Source organism: Clostridium thermobutyricum (assembly GCF_000371465.1).
Lineage (GTDB): Bacteria > Bacillota > Clostridia > Clostridiales > Clostridiaceae > Clostridium > Clostridium thermobutyricum.
The window spans coordinates 594730-615855 of sequence record NZ_KB850956.1 but is presented as its reverse complement, the minus strand read 5'-3'; the positions used below and the strand labels follow the sequence as shown (position 1 = coordinate 615855).

The 21126-nt window shown below is 25.0% G+C and carries 23 protein-coding genes and 1 other RNA gene; 8 read left to right on the top strand and 16 right to left on the bottom strand.

The genetic code is table 11. The features are described from left to right. The first annotated feature begins 180 nt into the window (after window positions 1-180). The 5 genes from HMPREF1092_RS16415 to HMPREF1092_RS02725 all read left to right on the top strand — a co-directional run bounded on the left by HMPREF1092_RS16415 (window position 181) and on the right by HMPREF1092_RS02725 (window position 5938). Entirely contained in the window at window positions 181-966 is a 786-nt protein-coding gene (locus HMPREF1092_RS16415) for a helix-turn-helix domain-containing protein (RefSeq protein ID WP_002597067.1), read from the top strand. A gap of 1298 nt (window positions 967-2264) precedes the next feature. After that, window positions 2265-2393, top strand: a complete 129-nt coding sequence (locus tag HMPREF1092_RS17630; protein ID WP_002597066.1) for a hypothetical protein — start codon at window positions 2265-2267, stop codon at window positions 2391-2393. A 114-nt stretch (window positions 2394-2507) separates the two neighbouring features. Next, on the top strand, window positions 2508-3689 hold the full coding sequence (locus HMPREF1092_RS02735) for a tyrosine-type recombinase/integrase (protein WP_002597065.1): 1182 nt from the start codon (window positions 2508-2510) through the stop codon (window positions 3687-3689). Window positions 3690-4471: 782 nt separating this feature from the next. Further along, window positions 4472-4801, top strand: a complete 330-nt coding sequence (locus HMPREF1092_RS02730) for a hypothetical protein (protein ID WP_002597064.1) — start codon at window positions 4472-4474, stop codon at window positions 4799-4801. Window positions 4802-4987: 186 nt separating this feature from the next. Further along, entirely contained in the window at window positions 4988-5938 is a 951-nt protein-coding gene (locus HMPREF1092_RS02725; RefSeq protein WP_002597063.1) for a polysaccharide deacetylase family protein, read from the top strand. Window positions 5939-6058: 120 nt separating this feature from the next. On the opposite strand, the gene HMPREF1092_RS02720 is transcribed toward HMPREF1092_RS02725, so the two are convergent. From HMPREF1092_RS02720 to HMPREF1092_RS02710, 3 genes are all read right to left on the bottom strand, one after another. Next, window positions 6059-8116 (bottom strand): methyl-accepting chemotaxis protein, encoded by a 2058-nt coding sequence (locus tag HMPREF1092_RS02720; protein ID WP_002597062.1) that lies wholly within the window; start codon window positions 8114-8116, stop codon window positions 6059-6061. 233 nt (window positions 8117-8349) lie between these two features. After that, the gene (locus HMPREF1092_RS02715) at window positions 8350-9369 is read right to left on the bottom strand and encodes a pyruvate kinase (protein WP_002597061.1); all 1020 of its coding nucleotides are present in this window, start codon (window positions 9367-9369) and stop codon (window positions 8350-8352) included. A 74-nt stretch (window positions 9370-9443) separates the two neighbouring features. After that, window positions 9444-9899 (bottom strand): N-acetylmuramoyl-L-alanine amidase CwlD, encoded by a 456-nt coding sequence (locus tag HMPREF1092_RS02710; RefSeq protein ID WP_002597060.1) that lies wholly within the window; start codon window positions 9897-9899, stop codon window positions 9444-9446. A 109-nt stretch (window positions 9900-10008) separates the two neighbouring features. On the opposite strand from HMPREF1092_RS02710, the gene HMPREF1092_RS02705 reads away from it, so the two are divergent. Further along, window positions 10009-10491, top strand: a complete 483-nt coding sequence (locus HMPREF1092_RS02705; protein ID WP_002597059.1) for a DUF4883 family protein — start codon at window positions 10009-10011, stop codon at window positions 10489-10491. Between the two features lie 10 nt (window positions 10492-10501). Here HMPREF1092_RS02705 and folK read toward each other — a convergent pair whose 3' ends face one another. The 7 genes from folK to HMPREF1092_RS02670 are packed head-to-tail and all read right to left on the bottom strand — an operon-like array spanning window position 10502 to window position 15874. Further along, window positions 10502-11317 carry a 2-amino-4-hydroxy-6-hydroxymethyldihydropteridine diphosphokinase gene (gene folK / locus HMPREF1092_RS02700; protein WP_002597058.1) on the bottom strand — a complete coding sequence of 272 codons (816 nt, stop codon included), beginning with the start codon at window positions 11315-11317 and terminating at the stop codon, window positions 10502-10504. Between the two features lie 7 nt (window positions 11318-11324). After that, a complete protein-coding gene (gene folP, locus HMPREF1092_RS02695) occupies window positions 11325-12134 on the bottom strand; it encodes a dihydropteroate synthase (protein ID WP_002597057.1) in 810 nt (269 codons plus the stop codon). A 20-nt stretch (window positions 12135-12154) separates the two neighbouring features. Continuing rightward, window positions 12155-12631, bottom strand: coding sequence for an HD domain-containing protein (locus HMPREF1092_RS02690; protein ID WP_002597056.1), 477 nt, complete (start codon window positions 12629-12631; stop codon window positions 12155-12157). Between the two features lie 7 nt (window positions 12632-12638). Then, window positions 12639-13190 (bottom strand): GTP cyclohydrolase I FolE, encoded by a 552-nt coding sequence (gene folE, locus HMPREF1092_RS02685; protein WP_002597055.1) that lies wholly within the window; start codon window positions 13188-13190, stop codon window positions 12639-12641. Between the two features lie 7 nt (window positions 13191-13197). Next, the gene (locus HMPREF1092_RS02680) at window positions 13198-13938 is read right to left on the bottom strand and encodes an aminotransferase class IV (RefSeq protein WP_002597054.1); all 741 of its coding nucleotides are present in this window, start codon (window positions 13936-13938) and stop codon (window positions 13198-13200) included. After that, window positions 13935-15290, bottom strand: a complete 1356-nt coding sequence (gene pabB, locus HMPREF1092_RS02675) for an aminodeoxychorismate synthase component I (RefSeq protein WP_002597053.1) — start codon at window positions 15288-15290, stop codon at window positions 13935-13937. Before pabB ends, HMPREF1092_RS02680 begins: the two co-directional genes overlap by 4 nt. 5 nt (window positions 15291-15295) lie before the next feature. Then, complete coding sequence (locus HMPREF1092_RS02670) at window positions 15296-15874, bottom strand: anthranilate synthase component II (RefSeq protein ID WP_002597052.1); 579 nt, start codon at window positions 15872-15874, stop codon at window positions 15296-15298. 156 nt (window positions 15875-16030) lie between these two features. Between HMPREF1092_RS02670 and HMPREF1092_RS02665 the strand changes: the two genes are divergently transcribed. Continuing rightward, window positions 16031-16864, top strand: coding sequence for a PHP domain-containing protein (locus tag HMPREF1092_RS02665; protein ID WP_002597051.1), 834 nt, complete (start codon window positions 16031-16033; stop codon window positions 16862-16864). A 25-nt stretch (window positions 16865-16889) separates the two neighbouring features. Here the strand turns inward: HMPREF1092_RS02665 and HMPREF1092_RS02660 are convergent, their stop codons facing one another. From HMPREF1092_RS02660 to HMPREF1092_RS02645, 4 genes are all read right to left on the bottom strand, one after another. After that, window positions 16890-17114, bottom strand: a complete 225-nt coding sequence (locus tag HMPREF1092_RS02660) for a phage holin (protein ID WP_002597050.1) — start codon at window positions 17112-17114, stop codon at window positions 16890-16892. Between the two features lie 152 nt (window positions 17115-17266). Next, on the bottom strand, window positions 17267-18646 hold the full coding sequence (locus HMPREF1092_RS02655) for an aminopeptidase (protein ID WP_002597049.1): 1380 nt from the start codon (window positions 18644-18646) through the stop codon (window positions 17267-17269). A 59-nt stretch (window positions 18647-18705) separates the two neighbouring features. Continuing rightward, window positions 18706-19617 (bottom strand): HPr(Ser) kinase/phosphatase, encoded by a 912-nt coding sequence (gene hprK / locus HMPREF1092_RS02650; protein ID WP_002597048.1) that lies wholly within the window; start codon window positions 19615-19617, stop codon window positions 18706-18708. Between the two features lie 13 nt (window positions 19618-19630). Beyond that, window positions 19631-19837: a DUF896 domain-containing protein gene (locus tag HMPREF1092_RS02645; protein ID WP_002597047.1), complete on the bottom strand. Its 207-nt coding sequence runs from the start codon at window positions 19835-19837 to the stop codon at window positions 19631-19633. A 294-nt stretch (window positions 19838-20131) separates the two neighbouring features. Between HMPREF1092_RS02645 and HMPREF1092_RS02640 the strand changes: the two genes are divergently transcribed. Then, window positions 20132-20338 carry a hypothetical protein gene (locus HMPREF1092_RS02640; protein WP_002597046.1) on the top strand — a complete coding sequence of 69 codons (207 nt, stop codon included), beginning with the start codon at window positions 20132-20134 and terminating at the stop codon, window positions 20336-20338. 124 nt (window positions 20339-20462) lie between these two features. Here the strand turns inward: HMPREF1092_RS02640 and ssrS are convergent. Together ssrS and HMPREF1092_RS02635 are read right to left on the bottom strand one after the other, a co-directional pair. Beyond that, window positions 20463-20660: non-coding RNA, 6S RNA (ssrS, locus tag HMPREF1092_RS16730), on the bottom strand. A 67-nt stretch (window positions 20661-20727) separates the two neighbouring features. Then, window positions 20728-21123, bottom strand: coding sequence for a hypothetical protein (locus HMPREF1092_RS02635; RefSeq protein ID WP_002597045.1), 396 nt, complete (start codon window positions 21121-21123; stop codon window positions 20728-20730). Between the last annotated feature and the right edge of the window lie 3 nt (window positions 21124-21126).

The window sequence follows — 21126 nt, the reverse complement described above, 5'->3', positions numbered from 1 at the left end:
TTCCTCATCGTTTTGTTGATTTGTTTTTTTATAAATTCGTTTATTTTATGTTTTACACTTAAATATTACCATATATTTTTAATTAGTCAACACTTTTATGAATTATATTATTATTTAATTCAACAAATTATTAATTTATGATATAATTATATATATAATAACGAAGGGAGTTGTTTTTTTTTGAATTTTAAAACAAGAATAAAGGAATTAAGAGAATCTCGTGGATTAACCCAAAAAGAACTTTCCGAACAATTAAATGAAGCTTTTAAATTAGATAAAGTTTATCCACAAACAATATCATATTGGGAAAATGGTAGAGAACCAAATTTAAATATGTTACTTAGATTAGCTCAATTTTTTGATGTATCTACAGATTATTTATTAGGAAATACAGATAAATTAAATATGAGTGAAATTTCTTTTGATAATAATTTTGAAACTATATTAAACAAAAGCAAACTAAACTCTTTTATAGAAAACCTTCCTGATAATCTTAAAACAGCTTTTTATGATATGTTTAATGATCATATAAATTCATTAAATTTAAGTGATGGAATGAGTTGTGTTTTTTATCCTGATAACCATATTCGCAATTACGATTTAGATTATATGTATATTGTAACTCGTATCTCAAAATTAATTAGTAATTTTGAATGTAAAATTATTAGTTGTTTTTTGGAATTTAATTCTAATTTAGATAATCAAATAGTACATGAATTAGATTTTGAACGTTGCACTAGAATGAATTCAATTTCACTAGAAACTGTATGTGAATTTACTAATTTATTAAATGAATTTATTAAATTTTACATATACTCATTAAACAACTCTATATCTAATTCAGATTATGAAAAAGATAATCCAATTCTATTTTTTAAAAAAGAAATTTTTGATTTATTAAATCAAAAAGAAAAAATTAATTTTAAATATACTAATAAAAAAAATTTATCTGAAAATAAATTATGAATTTAAAAAGTCTAATTATTATAACTAAATATAATAATAAATTTATATGATAACATTTTACCTCGCTTAAAAAATAATAAACTAAAAACTTTTATAATGGTAGTAAATAATATTAACTACCCTTTGAGACATAAAAATAATTGAGTCAGCGGAATTTTCCGCTTACAGTATTACTTTTAATATGGAGCTTGTAGTTAATTATTAGAAGAGGTGTAGGACTCGGTAAAATTGCGGTGTCATTAAAAGTGTACACAATTATATAATCAAAATTGTCGCTCATTTAATACCCAAGAAGAGGATTAATTCTAAAGTACGGGATTCGTACTTTAAACAAGTCAAATTATATTATTAAATAAATAACAATTAGTAGTGATATATATTTAATGTCACTACTAAATTTAAAAACTAATTATTTTTTTATTTCCAAATTAAGGATAATACAAAACACGATTTTCTTTTTATCCTCTTCCATATATTAGCTTTTATAATATAAAAAACTTATTAAATATTTGAACTAGGTACGAAATTCGTACTTAGTTATTAGTAGATGTAAAATTACACGACGTGGAAAATTACACTAGGTTCATAAACAAACAAAGGAATTTTTCCCTAGGTTGAAATAATTAATATACTTTCTAAGTGCTCCATAGGAACTTAGAAATTTTTAATATTAGCTAGGTGTAAAATTATACTTTATTTCAGATGTCGATTTAAACGACTTCCGAATTTATATAGGAATATAGTTATTATATATAAATTAAATACCTCATATTTTGGGAGGTACGAAATTCGTACTTTGTAAGTAATTATTTTATATATAAAGTGAGTAACTAAAAATAGACTATTTTCTAAATCTTTCAGAAGGGTTTAGAATTTATTTAAAATATTTCACCCATAAGTGAATGAAAAATAATTGTATTGATTATATGTAGTAATTTCATAATTTTAGTAACTTAGAAGAGGATTTTTATAAGTTTAGGAAAACGGGAATTTCCCTTTATCCTATTTACATAATAAATACAAAATTTATAAAATTCTTGATTGTACCTAAAGTAGCTTTAAACGACTTCTGGAATTTAGAATCTGTTTAAATCGATTTATAAAACTGAACCGATATTAACGGTTGAATTTTTAATAATACATAAATAGTGGTCCTCATTAAGAGGAGCCTACATAAAGAGGGTTCGTCATTAGGACGAGCCTATATAAATAATTACTCAAAATAAAATATAGTTTATATACGATTCATATACAATAGGAATCGTTATTTATATATTAATTAATAGGGGGCGTATATTATGATGTGGCGTTCTAGAAATGATATAGGAGCTTGTGGCTTCGCTTTAACTTTACTAATACTATTAATTACAATATTACTAATTCTTATTGGTGGAATTACTTATATTATATTTCTAATATTTTTTTAATTTTTATTATATGTTTTTTTATTTAATGTAGTGTTATATATCTTTTAACACTACATTGTTCTGTAATTAACTTATACAAATTAAAATAATTATATTTAAATTGAGGTGATGTTAATGGCTAGAAAAAACGCAAATGGAGAGGGATCTATATCTAAGTTTACTAAGAATGGTATTACTTATTATAAAGGGATTTTAACTATTGGAAGAAATGAAGAGGGAAAATTAATTAGAAAAACTTTTAGTTCTAAAAAAAGACAGGAAGTCTCTGAAAAAATGAATGATTATAAAAATAAAATGCTTAAAGGTGAATTGTCTACTAATGAAAATATAACATTAGCTGAATGGTATCATACTTATCTTTTTGAATTTAGGAAAAACGATTTAAAGCCCTCTACTTTTGAAAGATATTATAGTATATATAAAAATTATATTTTAAACAGCCCTATAGGCTCTATAAAGCTTATTAAACTTAGAGCAATAGATTTACAACAATACTATAATAAATTGCTTACAGATGAAAATAAGACACCTTCTATATTAGCAACAATAAACAAATATATAACAACTATATTACATGAAGCTGTAAGACAAGATATAATCAAAAAATCATGTGCTAGTTTAGTTAAACTTCCTAAAGTTGAATATAATAGTGATTATTCTGTTTTATCTCTATCAGACCAAAAGAAATTTATTGAAGCAATACAGGGGCATAAATTTAAATGTTTATTTCTAATGGCTCTTGGTACAGGTTTAAGAGAAGGTGAGCTTTTAGCTTTAAAATGGAATGATATTGATTTTAATAATAATACTGTTACTGTTAATAAAACTATAAAAAGAGTTCCTTTTATCAATCCAGACGGCTCTAGAACATATAAACTTATAGAGCAATCTCCTAAAACTAAAAATTCAATTAGAACAGTACCTCTTCCCTCAAATTTAATTAAAGCTCTTACAGAACATAAATTACAGCAAAATGTTATAAAAATTAAGAATAGAGATATTTACCACGATATGGATTATATTTTTGCAGATAATTACGGCAACCCATTAGAAAATAAAAGACCAAATAGGAATTTTCAAAGTGTATTAAAATCTATTAATATAACTCCTATTAAATTTCATTCTCTAAGACATACTTATGCTACTAGACTATTCGAACAAAATGTACCTATAAAGACAGTACAAAAGCTAATGGGACATAAAGATAGTAATACAACATTAGATATTTATACTCATGTTATGCCAGAAGAGAAAACAAAAGCAGTTGATAAATTGAATGATTTATTATGTATATAAAAAGTGAGTGATTAAAGTCAATATAATATTTTTGCATTTTATTATGTAATATTGCTTTTTATGACTATTTATTCAAAGTTAAAAGGAGCTACCTTATAAAAAGTAACTCCTTTTAAATATACCAAGTTAAGCAAAAATATTCACACCACTTTTGATATAAAGTGATAATTAAATAATAATATTTATTTCATTATTTTAAAAGTAATTTAATTTCACATTTTTATATCTATATAATAACGTTTTATATGCAACATTATTTTTTTTAAATTCATAATAATATTTTAGTAGTTAAATATGATTTAAACTATTTTTCAAATATTTTTATTATCTAAAAATCCCCTTGTTCAAAATACTCTATATTTTATAATTATTAAAATTAAAAATATAATTATCCAGTTATAATGCCCTATTTTCAATCCTCTTCAAACTTTAAAAGTAGTGTAACGGTAGTGCAACCCACATAAAAAACTATAATATTTTATGCAATTTTATTACAATAAAAAAAATTAAAATGGCTTATTTACTGGGTTTAACGCAATATACAATTTTATTAAAATGCTAGGAACCGAATCCCACTGGTGGCACCATAATTTTATAAAAGTTTTTACTCTATCAATATATATTGATAGAGTTTTTTATTTTAAACTATTAAATTTACTCCTTTTTATATAAATTTATCAATTTACCCTAACTATTGACATTAACTAATAGCTTAATTTAATATAAATTTTGTATATATATATAATATATATTACATTTTTACAATTAGGGGGAAAAATCTTATGATTATTTGGAGCAGATATGGCATATTAGCACCTGTAGCTGCTATTTTAAGTCTTGCTTTAACTGAAGTTTTAGTTAATTTATCTCTTAAAGATGAATTATACTATCAATCACATGGATGGCCTAAATTTGTGGCACTTGCCATTGCAGGATTAATATGCTTTTTCTTAGGACGTATTCTTAATAAAGAATCGAAAACATATATAGAAAAATCAACTGGAAAAGAAGTAGTATTAAAAAAATCTCACACATTCTTTTTCATAGATATAAAATATTGGTCTTACATATTTCCTATATTAGGAATAATATATTGGATTACAAATAACTAAAATTATATTTAATATAAAAGAGCTATTGCAAAATTAATTTTAATATTGCAATAGCTCTTTTATTGTCCATAAATAATTAAATATCTGATTTTTAAAATCCATTAGTTTTATTTAAAAATATTTGTATGTAAATTTTTTAACAACAAATAATATAAATAAAATTATTTATTATTAACGGAGGATAAAATGAAGGATTTAAAAAGAAAAAATTTAATAATTACTGTATTAGCTATTTTATTCTTATTTATATCAATACTCGTCTTACTAAATTTTAAATATAATATAAATAAAGACAAACCTTTAGAAACTTATAATGTTGATACTAGTTCTACTAATTTAAAAAATTTAAACAAAAATCAGGATACATCTAACTCAAATGAAACTAATCAAAATAGAGAAGATATTATATATGTCAATAAATCAAATATCATTCCAAATGCTATAAGTTATGCTGTACCTGCTAATCAAGTAGCTAAAATGTTAACTTCAGGAAGTAAAAATAATCCTGAAAAAGAAATATTCTTAACTATTGATGATGGTCCAAGCAAAAACACTCCTAAAATATTAGAAATTCTTAAAAATAATGGAGTACATGCTACCTTTTTTATTTTAGGTAGTAATTTAAAAGATTCAAAGGAAAATCAAAACTTTTTAAAAGAAATATATAATAGTGGAAATGCAATAGGAAATCATACATATTCTCATGATCTAAAAAAGATATATCCTAAAAATAATGTTGATACAGAAGTTTTTATAAATGAGATAAAAAAAGCTAATGATGTAATGAATAATATTTTAGGTAACAATTTCTGTACTAAAGTATTAAGAATGCCAGGTGGCTATATGTCAAGGGTTTATTATAACGACAAAAACTTGAATATTCTAAATGAGGACTTATCAAAATACGGAATTATATCAGTTGATTGGAATGCAGATTCAGAAGATGCTATAACTAAAAATATATCTGCTAATAAAATATTAGATAATGTAATTAAGGAATCTGTTAATAAATCAAAAGTAGTTGTATTGATTCATGATTTGCCTGAAAAAACTGTAACATTAGAAGCATTACCAAAAATAATACAATATTTTAAAGATAAAGGTTATAGCTTTAAAGTAATATCTAATCCAAATTAACTTAAGTTTATTATTAATAATTTTATTTAATATTATATTTTTAATTTTATTAGGCATTTCGTAATATTATCTTTATTTAATCTAAAAAAGATGCACCTTTTAATGATGCATCTTTATAATTTATTCTTGTTGTTCAGCTTTACTTTCTTTAAATTCCATTATTTCTTCCATGTCTTTTATTTTAAATATTTCAAGTCCTGTTTTCATATCTGTTGTAAGTGCATTTAAACTTTCTGCAGATCCAGCTACTTCTTGACTTGCAGAATTTAATTCTTGAGATGATGCTGTAACTTCTTCTGAAGTTGCAGATATTTCCTGAGAAATAGCTGACACATTATCTACTCTTTCTAATATTTCGCTTTTCTCTTTTATTATTTTTCTAAATGCCTCTGTCATAGCTTCTATTTTAGGTACTACTTCATTAAGAGATAATGAAATATCTTCAAATACCTTAATAGAACTTTCTATTGTTTTTGTTTGTCTTGAAAGCTCATCATCCATAACAGCAGTTCTCTCAACTAATGAATCAGTGTTTTTTAATATTACTTTTACTGTATTACAAATATCTGCTGTAGATTCTTTACTCATCTCTGCAAGTTTTCTTATTTCTTCAGCAACTACTGCAAATCCTCTACCAGCTTCTCCTGCTCTTGCTGCTTCAATTGCTGCATTTAATGCTAATAGATTAGTTTGTTCAGATATATTATTTATTAAATCTGTCATTTCATTTATATTTCTTATTTTATTTGAAGTAATATTTATAGCATTATTAAATCCATCAAACTCCTCTTTAAAATTTTCTATATTTTTAGTTAATATAGCTAACTCTTTATTACTATTTTTAGATTTATTATTTATTCTTTCTGACATATTTGAAATTTCAGATATATCTTTACTTACTTTTTCAATATTTTCACCAAAAGATAGCATAGACATAGATATCTCTGATAAATCTGTTGCTTGACTTGTTGTTCCCTCAGTTACATCTGCAATAGCTAAAACTATTCCTTCTGTTAATTTTGAAAGTTCATGTGCAATTTCTGAAAGTCCCATTGCATTCATATCTATAGCTTCTGCGTTAAATTTAACATTATTTATTATATCTCCTACAGAATGTTGAGTTTCTATTACACTATCATACATTTCAGATATTTCTATTAATTCTTTTTCATCTACAACTATATTTTCTTTAAAATCTCCTTCTGCAAATCTACGCACTTCTTCTTTAAAATCTAATATTGGCTTTGTTAATTTATTTCCTGTCTTAGTTATTATTTTTATAATAATTATTAAAGCTACTATTAAACATATAATAGTTCCTAATATAACACTTGTTAAATCTTTTATTAATGCTGAGTTACTAATTTTGATTCCTATAAATAAGTCTGTAGATTTAATAGGTGCATATACTAAATAATTTTTTTCAAATCCTTTTCCACCATATTTTATATTACCTGATTTTCCTGCTTCTAAATCATTCAGTACTGATAATCTTATATTCTCACCTTGTGTTTCTTCCATTTCAGTAAAAATATTATGTTTTTCTTTTACATTTGAACTATTTTCTGATCCTACAGCTAGTCCATTTTCATCAAATATATATATATCTCCAATTTCACTTATACCCATATCTTTTAATATGTATTCAAAATCATAAGCATTTTTTTCTGCTATTATCCCACCTCTAATTTTCCCATTTCTTACAATTGGTGTTCCTACAACAATAGGTAATTCTTCTTTTTCAACATTATTTTCCGTAGTAATTAAGAAATTATCACCTTTCATTAAATCTTTAAAATACTTTTCATTTTTTATATTTCCTGATTTTCCTTTAGCTGAAATTATAGTTCCATCAGCCCATACAAAAGCTAAATCCAAATATCCTAACTTTTTATTTTCTTTTTTTAGGTAATCTAACTTTTCTTTCATATTTGAGTCATTTGTAAAAATTTCTTCACTACCCACTAACTTAGTATCATTTTTCATTTGATTTACAGTTGTTTCTATTCTTATTGCAGTTAACATACTAATTTTATTTAAATAATTTCTACTATTAGTAATTAATGAATTTCTAGAAATAAAATAAATTATTCCAACTGAAACTACTATAGTTACAATAATCATTGGAACTAAGCTTCTTATCATATTATTCTTTATACTCGACTTACCCTTTTTCATTATTATACCTCCAAACATTATTAACTTTTAGTTAATATTGTTAATAAATATTATAATATATTTTGGAATTACAAACAATATTTTGAAAAAAATAAACATCTAGAAAAAAGATGTTTATCTTTATCTTAAAATAGTTCTCTATATACATGAATTAATAAATATATAAGTAAAATACCTACAAAAATCCACATTATTTTAACTAAAACTCTAAACTTTCCTATTCTATTTTGCATTTATTTAATTATCCCACTATACATACGAATCAATCCTTTAAGAAATTTAACTGTTTCCACTGGTGCTTTTCCTATAGATGTTTCACCTGATAATAGAAATCCATTTACATTTTTATTTATTAAATTATAAATAGAATCAACTTCTGAAAATTCTGGTCTTCTTCCTTGTTTCATACTATTTAAAATATGAGTTCCTATTATTATATCCTCTACTTTTCTATCTTCATTTATTTTTTTTAAAAGTTTATTTTGATATATAGGAGCACTTAAAAGATTGGTTTCAGGAATTAAGTCACCCCTTCCTATTACTATTCCATCTACTTCTTTTTCTATTTCTTTTGTATTTTTTATTCCTCTTGGAGTTTCTATTTTCCCCCAAATTTTAGGATTATATTTATCTGATTTATTTTTTATATATTCTTTTACTACTTTTATGTCTTCTACTTCCTCAACAAATGATTGGCATATTATTTCTATTTTTTCTTCTATACACCAATCTAAATATACTTTATCTCGCTCTGTTATAATTCCTTTCTCTCTCTCTAAACTTTTTATATTACAACCTTTTCCGCCTCTTACTATTCCTCCTCGCTTAACAATAGCTTTAATTCCTTTTTCTGTATATTCTATTATCTTGAAATGCATAGTATTATCTTTCATTGATATGTTTTTTATATTTTTTTTATTTATTAATTCTGAATTTAAGTTTAGTGGTATAAGTTTTCTTTTATTATAATTAGGTACTTTATATTTATCTTCTCCACAAATTAATATTTCTTCTCCATTGTATATTTTATATATATAAGGCAGTCTATCAGATATTCTCACTTTTCCACCTGACAAATCCCCCATTATATGTATTTTTTCATTTAATTCTTTAATTATTTTTTTTATATTAGTAAAATCTTTTAGATTTCCATGTGAAAAATTAAATCTAAAAATATCAACTCCATTATTTATTAATTCTTTTATTACATTTTTACTTATACAGCTTGGCCCTATTGTTGCGATTATATGCATATTACCACTCCTTTAAATAAATTTAGGCTGTCTTTTTCTTATTTTTAAGACAGCCTTATTTAAAATTTTCCATATTAATTACACTTCTCCATTTCAAAGATATTCTTTATAACTCTTTTTAAACTTTCTTGAAATCTAACTTTATCTATTAAATTTCCTTTAATTATTAAACTTGGAGTTTTTATATTTTTTAATAAATAAAAGCTCTCTCCTTTTTTTAAACTTAATATTTCTTTTCCATATTCTAAACCTAAGTTATCATAAATATAATTTGAAAAATATTCTCCTAAAAAAGTATCATCATAAAAAATAGATAACTCTTCTTTTTTCTCTGTATTGCTTTTAAAATAAATTCCTATATATAAGTCTAGCCTAGTTGCATTTGCTAACATTGTTTTTTTATATATTTCATAACCTTCATTTTTATGTTTATCTATTGACATATCAATTAAAAAAAATTTTTCTTCTCGTATTTTTTTAACTATAGATTTAGCGAATTCTCTATTGTTGCTATCTAATCCTATCTTCAAAGTAATCCCTCCAGGATTTTGATTAATATACTATATTCAAAAGTTTGTAAAAAGGTTCTATTCTAAGAAAAAAAAGAATATTAATTAATGTATAAAAGGGGGTGTCTTTTTGAAAAAGTTATTTTGCTCTTTATTTTTCATAATAATTATTTCTCTTCAAGGGTGTAGTGATGATTTTACTAGATACATAAACTTAAAAGATAATACTAGTAAAAATTATTATTATAATGAAATCATAAAAAAGTTTTCTTCAAATGAGCCTTTTGAATTAGAAGTTTTTGATAATAATTTCTATAAAACTTTTAAAGTTGAAGATGAATATAAAAATATAATCACTGGATTTTTTAATTCTTTAACTTCAGATAACTTTATAGATCCTATAGAAAAAAAAGCTGATGAAAAATTATTTGAAATAATTATTAAATTTAAGTCTGAAACTTATTATGTAACTATTATTGATGAAAATTCAATTTATATATCTCCTTATGATGGATATATTAAAAGTGATTTTATAGATATGTCTAAAATTGATAAGAACTATAACCTTTATAGTTTTTGTAAATTCATAACAAATAAAAAAGAGCCTTTGTAAGGCTCTTTTTTTATTTATTTACTTCTTCTAAAAGTTTAAATACTCTTTTTTTAAGTATTGGATGTAATTTATTTGGAGCTATTTCATTTAAAGGTTCTAAAACAAAGCTTCTTTCTTCCATTCTTGGATGAGGTAAAATGCAATATTCATCATCAGATATTAAATCATCAAAGAATATAATATCTATATCTATTATTCTTGGTCCCCATCTCATTTCTCTTTTTCTCTTCATCTTAAGTTCAATTTCTAATAATTTCTCCATAAGCTCTTTTGGTGAAAGAATAGTTTTTATTTTTAAAGCTCCATTTAAAAATTCTTCTTGATCTAAAAATCCCCATGGCTCTGTTTTTATAAATGTTGAAACTTTTTCTACAAAAACTCCATCTAATTCATCTATCATTTTTACTGCTTTATTTAGGTTTGCTTCTTTATCACCTATATTGCTTCCTATTGAAAGATAGCTTTCACTCCATTTTCTATTTACTTCTATTGCAGCATATTTTAAATGTCTTCCTATAGGTGCCCAAGGTTTTTTAACTTTAACCTTTACTTCCTTAACCATTCTATATTTATAAAGTATATGTTCACTTACTTTTTCACCTAATGTTTCTATTAAATCAAAACATTCTTCAACACAAATCTTTTCTATTTCATGACAAAGCTCCCCATAATGAACTGAAGCTGTTAAATCATTTTCTTTTCCTGCTTTTGATAAATCTAAACTTAATTCTATATCAAATATAAACTTTTGTCCTAATACTTTTTCTTCCTTAAAAACTCCATGATTACCAAATATCTCAACGTCTTTTAAATATATTTTATCCATATCATCCCTACTTACTTTTTAAAATTGAATCTGTCATAACACAAACTCTTTTATTCTCTTTTATATCATGAACTCTAATAAATTCGCAACCTTTTGTTATTCCTAAAACTGTTGTTGCTAATGTTCCTTCTAATCTTTCATCTTTTGGTAAGTTTAAAGTTAAACCGATCATTGATTTTCTAGAAGTTCCTAAAAGTATTGGAAAACCTAATTCCTTTATCTTTTCTATATTATTCATAACCTTTAAGTTTTCTTCTAAACTTTTTGCAAAACCTATTCCTGGGTCTAATATTATATTTTCTCTTTTTACTCCTGCATCAATAGCAATATTTATGCTCTCAATTAAATCTTCTTTTATATCTTTCATTATATCTGTATACTCAGCATTATCTCTATTATGCATTAATATACATGGTACATTTTTTTCTGCACAAAGCTTTGCCATATCTTTATCTTTTTTAAATCCCCAAATATCATTTATAATATCTGCTCCTGCTTCTATTGCAGCTTTTGCAGTTTCACTTTTATAAGTATCTATAGATATTGGAATATCAAATTTTTCTTTTATTGCTTTTATAACAGGAACAACTCTATTTATCTCTTCTTCTGCTTCTACAACTTCAAATCCCGGTCTTGTAGATTCTCCTCCAATATCAATAATATCAGCACCTTCTTCTATCATTTCTTGGACTCTTTTTAATGCTTTTCCTAACTCATTAAATTTACCACCATCTGAAAATGAATCTGGAGTTATATTTAAAATTCCCATTACATATGTTCTTTCTTTTAAATCAAATTCCTTATTTCCAATTTTCATTATACATCTCTCCTTTGATTTTAATATTTTATAATCATATTCTTTTTTTCTTTATTCCAATAACATTCTTTTTCAGCTTTACAACTAAAGCACTCTCTAGAAAGTTTATCACTTTTATATATTATTTCTATAAGCTCATCTTGATCTTCCTCACTTCTATGAGCTTCTATACACTTATAAATTAAACTTTTTTCTTCTTCCGTATAGCTAGTTTCTTTTAAAATCTCTTCACTTAAAATTAAACTTCCTTTATGATGTGGGATTCCTTGTTTATATTCCAGTACTCTTCCTATATCATGTAAAAGACCTATTGCATAAATAACATCTTTAGACACATTTAAATTATTTTCTAATACCTTTATATATGCAATCCTAGACATACTTAAAAAATGCTCTAAATTATGTTTGCAAAATTTTCTGTCTTTTTCTATCTCTTCTAATTCCTTTAATAGATTTTTATATTTATTGCTATTAAAAATTTCATTTATCTTGTCCATATTTTCCCTACTTCATAAGCTCTAACGCTTCTTTTCTAAGGCCCTTATCTTCCTTTAATATTCCTCTATATGTTGTAGTTATAGTTTTTGTTCCTGGCTTTTTAACTCCTCGCATAGTCATACACATATGCTCACCTTCAATCATTACAATAACTCCTTTTGCCTTTAAATGTTTCATTATATCATCAGCAATTTCAGAAGTTAACTTTTCTTGAATTTGTGGTTTTTTTGAATGGATTTCAACACATCTAGCAAGTTTAGAAAGTCCTGCAACTCTTCCATTTGGAATATATGCTATATGAGCCTTTCCAAAGAAAGGAACTATATGATGCTCACACATAGAATAAAAAGTTATATCTTTCTCTATTACTAAATCATCATTTTCAACTTTAAATGTCTTTTCAAAATATTCTTTTGAATCTCTATTTATTCCTGAAAAAATTTCTTCATACATTCTATATACTCTTTCAGGAGTTTCTATAAGTCCTTCTCTTTCAGGATCTTCTCCTATCCCTTGTAAAATTAATTTTACACCTTCTATTATTTGTTCTTTATTCATCTTTTGACTACACTCTCCTTATTCTCTCAATATATTTTTTTAAAACTAAGCTTGTTATCTTTTCATGACTAAAAGTATAATCATCTATCTTTTTTATTTTCATTATTCCTATTATACTATTTGTCATGAAAATTTCATCATAATTTTTTAAATCTTCTACCTTAATATTTTTTAATTTTACGTCAAATTCTTTTAAAATAAAATCTCTTATTGTCCCATTTAATAACCCCTCTTTTAAATCTGGAGTATATATTTTTTCATCTTTAACAAAAAAAATATTTCCTGTTGATGTCTCACAAACATTTCCTTTTTCATTTATAAATAAACAGTCATTAAATCCTTTTTCTAAAGCTTTTTCTCTTTCTAATACATTTTCAAGATAATTTAAAGATTTTATCTTATGTATTATAGAAGTAGAATTTCTAAAAACATTACTTATAGTTAAATTGAATCCTTTTTCATAATCTTCTTTTTTATAAGGAATATTTCTAGTTGTAAATATTATATTCTCTTCAGTTACTACAATTTTAAGAACACAGTTTTTTAAATTTTGACTTTCTATAAGTTCCTCTAAATTTTCTTCTAAAGGTGAAAGCTTTATTTTATTTAATCCTTCTTTAAGCCTATTTATATGAAATTTTAAGAATTCTGGTTTTTCTTTAATTAAAATTGTTTCAAAAAGTCCTCTTCCAAAAAAAATTCCTGAATCTTTAATAAACTTATCTCCTTGATATATTATTTTTCTCATCTTAAAGCCTCCATTAAAGCTTTTGCCTTTTGAAGAGTTTCATAATATTCATCTTCTTCTAAAGATTCATAAGTTACTCCTCCCCCTACTCCAAAATAAGCAATATCATCTTTTTTAACTATTGTTCTAATTACTATATTAAAATCACTATTTCCTCTTAAGTCAAAATAACCTATTGATCCTGTATAAAGATTTCTCTTAAGTCCTTCTAACTCCTCTATAACTTCCATTGCTCTTATTTTAGGTGCTCCAGTTATAGAACCTCCTGGGAAACACTCCTGTATACATCTTACAGAGCTAACACCTTCTTTTAATCTTCCTTCTATCGTAGAAACTAAATGAAATACTGTTTCATATTCTTCTATTTTAAAAAGTTCAGTTACATTAACACTTCCCTTTTCACAAACTTTACTTAAATCATTTCTCTCTAAATCTACTATCATTAAAAGCTCTGACTTATCTTTTTCACTATTTATCAATTCATTTCTATAAAAATCATCCTCTTCTTTATTTTTTCCTCTAGGTCTTGTCCCCTTAATTGGTCTTGTATGGACTAATCCTTCTTTAACTTGTATAAATCTTTCTGGTGAAGAGCTTATAATTTCAAAATCTCCATAATTAACATATGTAGAAAAAGGAGCTCCATTTATACTTCTTAAATTCTTATAAATAGAAAATCCATCTTTATTACAATTAGAAATATATCTTTGAGTCATATTTGCAATATAAATATCTCCTTCTCTTATATAATCCCTCATTTTTTTAACAGTTTCTATATAACTCTCTTTAGTAAAATTACTTTTAAACTCTATACTTTCTTTAGTGCTTTTATAATTTTCAAGCTTAATACTTTTAAATATTTTTTCCTCTAAGTCAATTAAACTCTTATCTATTCTATTTTCATTTTCTCCAATTGCTGTAATAAACATTTTTTCATTTAAATGGTCAAATACAACTATATTTTCATAAAGATAAAATCTCATATTAGGTATATCTATATCTTGCGTACTTTTATCAATTATTTTTTCTAAAATTCTTCCAGTATCATATGAAATATAACCTATATACCCTCCAATTAAAGGTATATCACTTTTTATATCTATTTTATGTATTTTAATTCTTTTTTCTAATTCCTCAAAAGGATTTTTTTCAGCTATTTTATCATCATTTATATAAGATGTTTCCCCTCTAACTTCAAACTTTTCTATAATATTTAAACCTATAAAGGAATACTTTGATAGCTTTTCATCTTTCTTTGAACTATCTAAGAATATAGCTCCCTCTTCTTTTAATTTCTCAAAAACTTCTATAGAGCTTAAACATTTATCTAACTCTTTTATCTTAATTTTCATTTAAGCTACTTCCCTTCTTTACATATTTCAATAAATTCTTTTAATACAGTATGCCCCTCTTCTGTAAGAACAGCTTCTGGGTGATATTGAACTCCATATATTTTAAATTCTTTATGCTGAATTCCCATAATAACTCCATCTTCAGTTTCAGCTGTTATTTTTAAACAAGATGGTAATGTTTCTTTATCAATTATTAAAGAATGATATCTAGTTACATTAAATTCTCTTTTTGTATTTTTAAAAATTCCTTCTCCAGTATTTTTTATTTTAGATATTTTTCCATGCATAGGTATTTTTCCTTTTATTATATCTCCTCCAAAAGAATATCCTATGCATTGATGCCCTAAACAAACTCCTAAAATTGGTTTTTCCTCTTTAAAACTATTAATTATTTCTATTATTTCTTTTGAATCTTTCGGAGCTTTTGGTCCTGGGGAAATAACAATTCCATCTGGATTTAAATCTCTTATTTCTTTTATACTTATTTCATCTCTTCTAAAAATTTTAATCTCTTCATCTAATTCTTCAAAATACCTAACTAAGTTATATACAAAGGAATCATAATTATCTATCATTATTAACATTTAAACTCTCCTTTATTTTATATTTTCAAAAATTATACCATACTATAATTTCATTATTTATAAATATTTTTTATAAATAAATATATTTACATAATTTATGATAAAATATTCTTAATATCTAAATTATATCACTTGATTAAAGAAAGGAGACTTTAAATGTTAAAATCAGATTTTCATGTACATACTACATCCTCTGATGGGGTCTTATCTCCTACAGAAGTAGTAAGAAGAGCTGCTAAGAACGGAGTTAAATATTTAGCAATAACTGACCATGATACTGTTTTAGGCATAGATGAAGCTTTAAAAGAAGCAAAAAAATATTCAATTACTATAATACCCGGTATAGAACTTTCAACTAATTTCAAAAATGAAAGTATTCATGTTTTAGGATTTTTCAAAGATGAATCTTATAAAAATCCAGAACTTATAGAAATATTAAATGAAATAAAAACTAGAAGAATTAAACGTGCTAAAGAAATGGTTAAAAAATTAGAGGAGCATTTTAAAATTAAAATATCTTTTGATAATGTTTTAAAAAGAGGAAAAGATGTTGTAGCTAGACCTCATATTGCAAAAGAAATAATTGATTCTGGTTATGATTATTCTTTTGACCATATATTTGATAATTTTATTGGAAAAGATATGCCTGCATATGTTCCTACTAATAAATTAAGTACTGAAGATGGAGTAAAACTTCTTCATAAATTTAATGCAATTGCTATTTTAGCTCATCCAGTTTTAATAAAAAACTCTAATATAGAAGAATTTTTACCTTTTAAACTAGATGGAATAGAAGCTATTTATTATCAAAATAAATCAGAAGATGAAAAACACTTTTTAGAATTTGCTAAAATTCATAATTTATTAATTACTGCTGGTTCAGATTGCCATGGAGATTTTAAAAATGATGCTAGACATGGGGATATTGGAGATATGAAATTGCCAGAAAAAGACTTAGAAAAAATATTAAACATATTAAATTTATTATAAATTAAAAGGTGCTAATGCACCTTTTTTATTCTATTTCTTTTTTATTTTTTATATTATCATCTAAAAATCCTTTATTCTCAGTGGTTGGATTATTTAAAATTCCTGCCATTACTAATATACTTAAAATAGCAGTAGTAATTTGAGTATACTCTTCTGGTATTATATAAATTCCAAATTGTTTTAATATTAATGGAATAAGTGCTAATATAGATACCCAAAGTCCATAATTTTTTAAACGTGACCAATCCATATATATCACTCCTTTTTAGTATAATATATGAGTATACATAATATTCTGTGTAAAAAATAAAGAGATAAATATATGAATTTTTACAAGTTTATAAAAAAATCCAATCAAAAGCTATCCTTTAAAAATTTAGCATTTGATTGGATTTTATAATTTTATGCTTCTTTTAAGAAAGCAACATATCCTTTTTTAGTTTCATATATATCAACTTTTGAAGCAATTTCCCATGGAGCATGCATATTTTGAAGAGCAACACCACAATCTATAACTTCCATTCCATATTCAGCTAAAATATAAGCGATAGTTCCACCGCCTCCTTGGTCAACTTTGCCAAGTTCTGCTGTTTGGAATGTAACATCATGTTTTTCCATCATTGCTCTAAGAGCTGCCATATATTCTGCATTAGCATCATTACATCCACCTTTTCCTCTAGCACCAGTATATTTATTAAATACTAATCCTTTTCCGAAGAAAGCACTATTTTTTCTTTCCATAACTCCTGGATAGTTTGGATCAAATGCTGCACTTACATCTGATGAAAGCATTCTTGAACTTGAAAGACATCTTCTCATTTTTAATTCTGAATATCCTTCTGTTCTATCCATTACTTCTGCAACCATATTTTCAAAGAATTTTGAATGCATTCCTGTAGCACCAATGCTTCCAACTTCTTCTTTATCTACAAGAAGACATACAGCTGTTCTATCTAAATTTTCTACTTCTAAAAGAGCTACTAAAGATGTATATGAACATACTCTATCATCATGACCATAAGCCATTACCATACTTCTATCTAATCCATAGTCTCTAGCTTTTCCTGCTGGAACTACTTCTAATTCTGCTGATAAGAAATCTTCTTCTTCAAAATCATATTTTTCTTTTAATAATTTTAAAACATTAGCTTTAACAGCATTTTTTTCTTCATCTTTTAGTGGCATGCTTCCAACTAAAACATTTAAATCTTCACCTTCAATAACTTTTGCAGCAGTTTTTCCAAGTTGGTCAGCTGATAAGTGAATTAAAAGATCTGATATTCCTACTACAGGATCATTATCATCTTCTCCTATTACAACATCTATTTTGCTACCATCTTTTTTAGCTACAACTCCATGTATTGCTAAAGGTAATGTTACCCATTGATATTTTTTAACTCCACCATAATAGTGAGTTTCTAAAAGTGCTAATTCTGAATCTTCATATAAAGGATTTTGTTTTAAATCTAGTCTTGGTGAATCTATGTGAGCACCTAATATTTTTAATCCTTTTTCAAGTGGCTCAGTTCCTATTACAAAAAGAGCTAAAGCTTTGTCCATATTATTTGCATAAACTTTATCTCCAGCCTTTAAGCTCTTTCCACTTTTAATAACTTCTTTTAAATCAACAAAGCCATGTTTTTCTGCTATTTCTATTGATTCTTTAACACATTCTCTTTCTGTTTTACATTTTGACATAAAGTCTTTGTATCCTTCACAAAATGAGAATACTTCTTTTATTCCATTTTCATCATACTTATTCCAAGCATTCTTTATTTCCATTTTCTTTCCTCCTTAAACTTATATCTTATAAGGGTATTATATATTATAAGCATCTGTCATTAATTATCACTAATTAAATTCATTCTGCTTTCTATTATATCTACTGGAGTTTCTTTAGACATTAATGTATATCTAAAGTTAACTGCTGCTGCTTCAACTATAACTGCTATATTTCTACCTGGTCTGATTGGAACAGTTAGTTTTCTAACTGGAACTCCTAATATATCCATATATTCACAATTAGTTCCTAATCTATCATAATCTCCATCATCTTTCCAATGCTCAAAGTGCATAACAAGTTTTATATCTTTTTCTTGAAGAACAGAACTTAATCCATATAAAGAAGATACATCAATTATTCCTATTCCTCTAACTTCTAACATTCCTATTGTAATTTTAGGTGAATATCCAGTTAGTTCTCCATCTATTTCTTTTATATCAACAGCATCATCAGTTACTAATCTATGTCCTCTTTTTATAAGCTCTAAAGCAACTTCACTTTTACCTATTCCACTTTCTCCTGTTATTAAGATACCTATTCCATAGACATCTACAAGAACTCCATGTAATCTAGTTTCTGGTGCAAGTTTAGCAGACATATATACAGTTAATTTACTAATAAATTTAGTTGTTACTAAAGAACTTCTTAAAATCCAAACTTTTTTTTCTCTTGCATATTTTAAAAATTCTTCATGTGGTTCTAGATCTCTAGTTATTATTATGCATTTTACATCAAAACTAAAATATTTTTTTAAACGTTTTTTTCTAATCTCTACTTGCATATCATCTAAAAAGCTCCATTCAGCTTTTCCAATAACTTGTATTCGTTCTGGAGTAAAGTAATTGTAGAATCCTGATAATTGAAGTCCTGGTCTGTTTATATCACTTACATTTATAACTTCATCTTTGCCCCCTTCAACAATTACTTCTAACTCAAAATCATTTATTAGCTTCTTTACAGTTACAGCCATATAGATCCCCCCTCTATTTTTTCTTATATTCTATTCCACTTAACTGTGCTCTTAAATTTCCCTTTACCGCGTCTATATATCTTTTTCTTAATTCTCCTTGAAGCTCTTTTTCTTCTTCAGATAATCCTTCTTCTTTGCTTTTTTTATATAATTCATTTATTTTTATTGTTACTTCATCTATAGATAGATTTTTAATATCTTCTATTTTAATATCTTTCATAAAAATTCCTCACTTTTCTTTACATTGATTATATTTTACCTATATTTACTTATATAATCAACTCAATAGTATTTCTATAAATTTATATTTTTTTTAATTTTTATTTTTTTTCGACAGTTAATATTCATAATTTACAATTAACAACCTATTATCTACATGTTTCCCTCTGTTTTAGACTATTATTTGCTATTATTTGTAATATAAAGGAGAACGATAAACCTTCACTTTTCCCCATTTCTTGTTATAATATGACTATAACGTTAATTTTTCCCTAAGGGGTGGAGGTATAATTGTATGACTATTAAGAAATTAAGGCGAAAAATGAAATTCAAAAAAACACTTTTAAACAAATTACTTCTTTTCATTAATCCAACTAATAAATTTATTGTCTATCTTTCTGAAAGCCTAGATAAAGATGTTTCAAAATATCAAAGACATATATATAAATATTATAAACGTCATAATAGAAGATTTGTTAGAAAACGTAGACTTGTAGCTTAATAATTGCTTTTATTTTAGGGCTTCAATTTTATATTGAAGCCCTTTTTTTAATTTAATATTTAACTTATTTTTTCCCTTATATATAAAAAAAATACCTCATATGAGGTATTGCTTTTTTTAATATTAAATTCCCAAATATGCCGTTTGCCTATATATTCAAGACCTGCCTCTCGCAGGTGGGTTCTGCTCAATTTACCTTCTGCCTTCTTCTGCATAATATGAAGCTAAAAGCTTTGAAGCCCGACATATTTAAACCTGTTGCAAATCCCGAAAATATAATGTAGGTTGAATATTATAAGCTTGGCGAACATCTCAGGAATGTTATGATTTTATTATATCACATTTTTTTTTGAATTCAAGAGATTGTTTTTGCCAATATAAGGCTATTTCTATAAGTAATCGTTTAATAAGCTTTCTATATCTCCTTCATAATCCTCTATACAAAAAGCTACTCTAAATTTTATATAATCAAGTGTATTAGCATCAATATCTAATTCTTCTGCTTTACCCTCAATACCTAATTCTTCACAAATTTCTTCAACTATGCTCTCTATATTATCTTTAGCAATATCTAATAAATAAGGTATATAGTAGTCTGTTCTCCACTCTTCACTTTCTTCTTCTAAATCGCTTTCTTCATTTGCATATGCTTTAGCACCTTCGATTTCATCTCTATCAAAATCATAGAAAAATTCTAAAACACATTTTTCTTCATCTACTAGTAATTCTGTTATTTCTGATAATCTATTTTCTTCAAGCATTTCTACTATATTCGCTATATTCATTTT

Coding starts and splice junctions, on each gene's coding strand:
- HMPREF1092_RS02680 (WP_002597054.1), bottom strand. CDS start 13,938: ATGAGAAAAATAATATATCAAGGAGATAAGTTTATTAAAGATTCAGGA.
- HMPREF1092_RS02655 (WP_002597049.1), bottom strand. CDS start 18,646: ATGGAAATAAAGAATGCTTGGAATAAGTATGATGAAAATGGAATAAAA.
- folP (WP_002597057.1), bottom strand. CDS start 12,134: ATGAAAATTGGAAATAAGGAATTTGATTTAAAAGAAAGAACATATGTA.
- HMPREF1092_RS02645 (WP_002597047.1), bottom strand. CDS start 19,837: ATGAAAGATATTAAAATAGAAGATATTAAAAATCTATCTATAGATGAA.
- HMPREF1092_RS02720 (WP_002597062.1), bottom strand. CDS start 8,116: ATGAAAAAGGGTAAGTCGAGTATAAAGAATAATATGATAAGAAGCTTA.
- HMPREF1092_RS02715 (WP_002597061.1), bottom strand. CDS start 9,369: ATGCATATAATCGCAACAATAGGGCCAAGCTGTATAAGTAAAAATGTA.
- hprK (WP_002597048.1), bottom strand. CDS start 19,617: ATGGCTGTAACTGTAAAGAAGCTAATAAATGATTTTGAGTTAGAAGTA.
- folE (WP_002597055.1), bottom strand. CDS start 13,190: ATGAATAAAGAACAAATAATAGAAGGTGTAAAATTAATTTTACAAGGG.
- pabB (WP_002597053.1), bottom strand. CDS start 15,290: ATGAAAATTAAGATAAAAGAGTTAGATAAATGTTTAAGCTCTATAGAA.
- HMPREF1092_RS02735 (WP_002597065.1), top strand. CDS start 2,508: ATGGCTAGAAAAAACGCAAATGGAGAGGGATCTATATCTAAGTTTACT.
- HMPREF1092_RS02640 (WP_002597046.1), top strand. CDS start 20,132: ATGACTATTAAGAAATTAAGGCGAAAAATGAAATTCAAAAAAACACTT.
- HMPREF1092_RS02670 (WP_002597052.1), bottom strand. CDS start 15,874: ATGTTAATAATGATAGATAATTATGATTCCTTTGTATATAACTTAGTT.
- HMPREF1092_RS02690 (WP_002597056.1), bottom strand. CDS start 12,631: ATGGACAAGATAAATGAAATTTTTAATAGCAATAAATATAAAAATCTA.
- HMPREF1092_RS02730 (WP_002597064.1), top strand. CDS start 4,472: ATGATTATTTGGAGCAGATATGGCATATTAGCACCTGTAGCTGCTATT.
- folK (WP_002597058.1), bottom strand. CDS start 11,317: ATGGATAAAATATATTTAAAAGACGTTGAGATATTTGGTAATCATGGA.
- HMPREF1092_RS02665 (WP_002597051.1), top strand. CDS start 16,031: ATGTTAAAATCAGATTTTCATGTACATACTACATCCTCTGATGGGGTC.
- HMPREF1092_RS17630 (WP_002597066.1), top strand. CDS start 2,265: ATGATGTGGCGTTCTAGAAATGATATAGGAGCTTGTGGCTTCGCTTTA.
- HMPREF1092_RS02635 (WP_002597045.1), bottom strand. CDS start 21,123: ATGAATATAGCGAATATAGTAGAAATGCTTGAAGAAAATAGATTATCA.
- HMPREF1092_RS02725 (WP_002597063.1), top strand. CDS start 4,988: ATGAAGGATTTAAAAAGAAAAAATTTAATAATTACTGTATTAGCTATT.
- HMPREF1092_RS02660 (WP_002597050.1), bottom strand. CDS start 17,114: ATGGATTGGTCACGTTTAAAAAATTATGGACTTTGGGTATCTATATTA.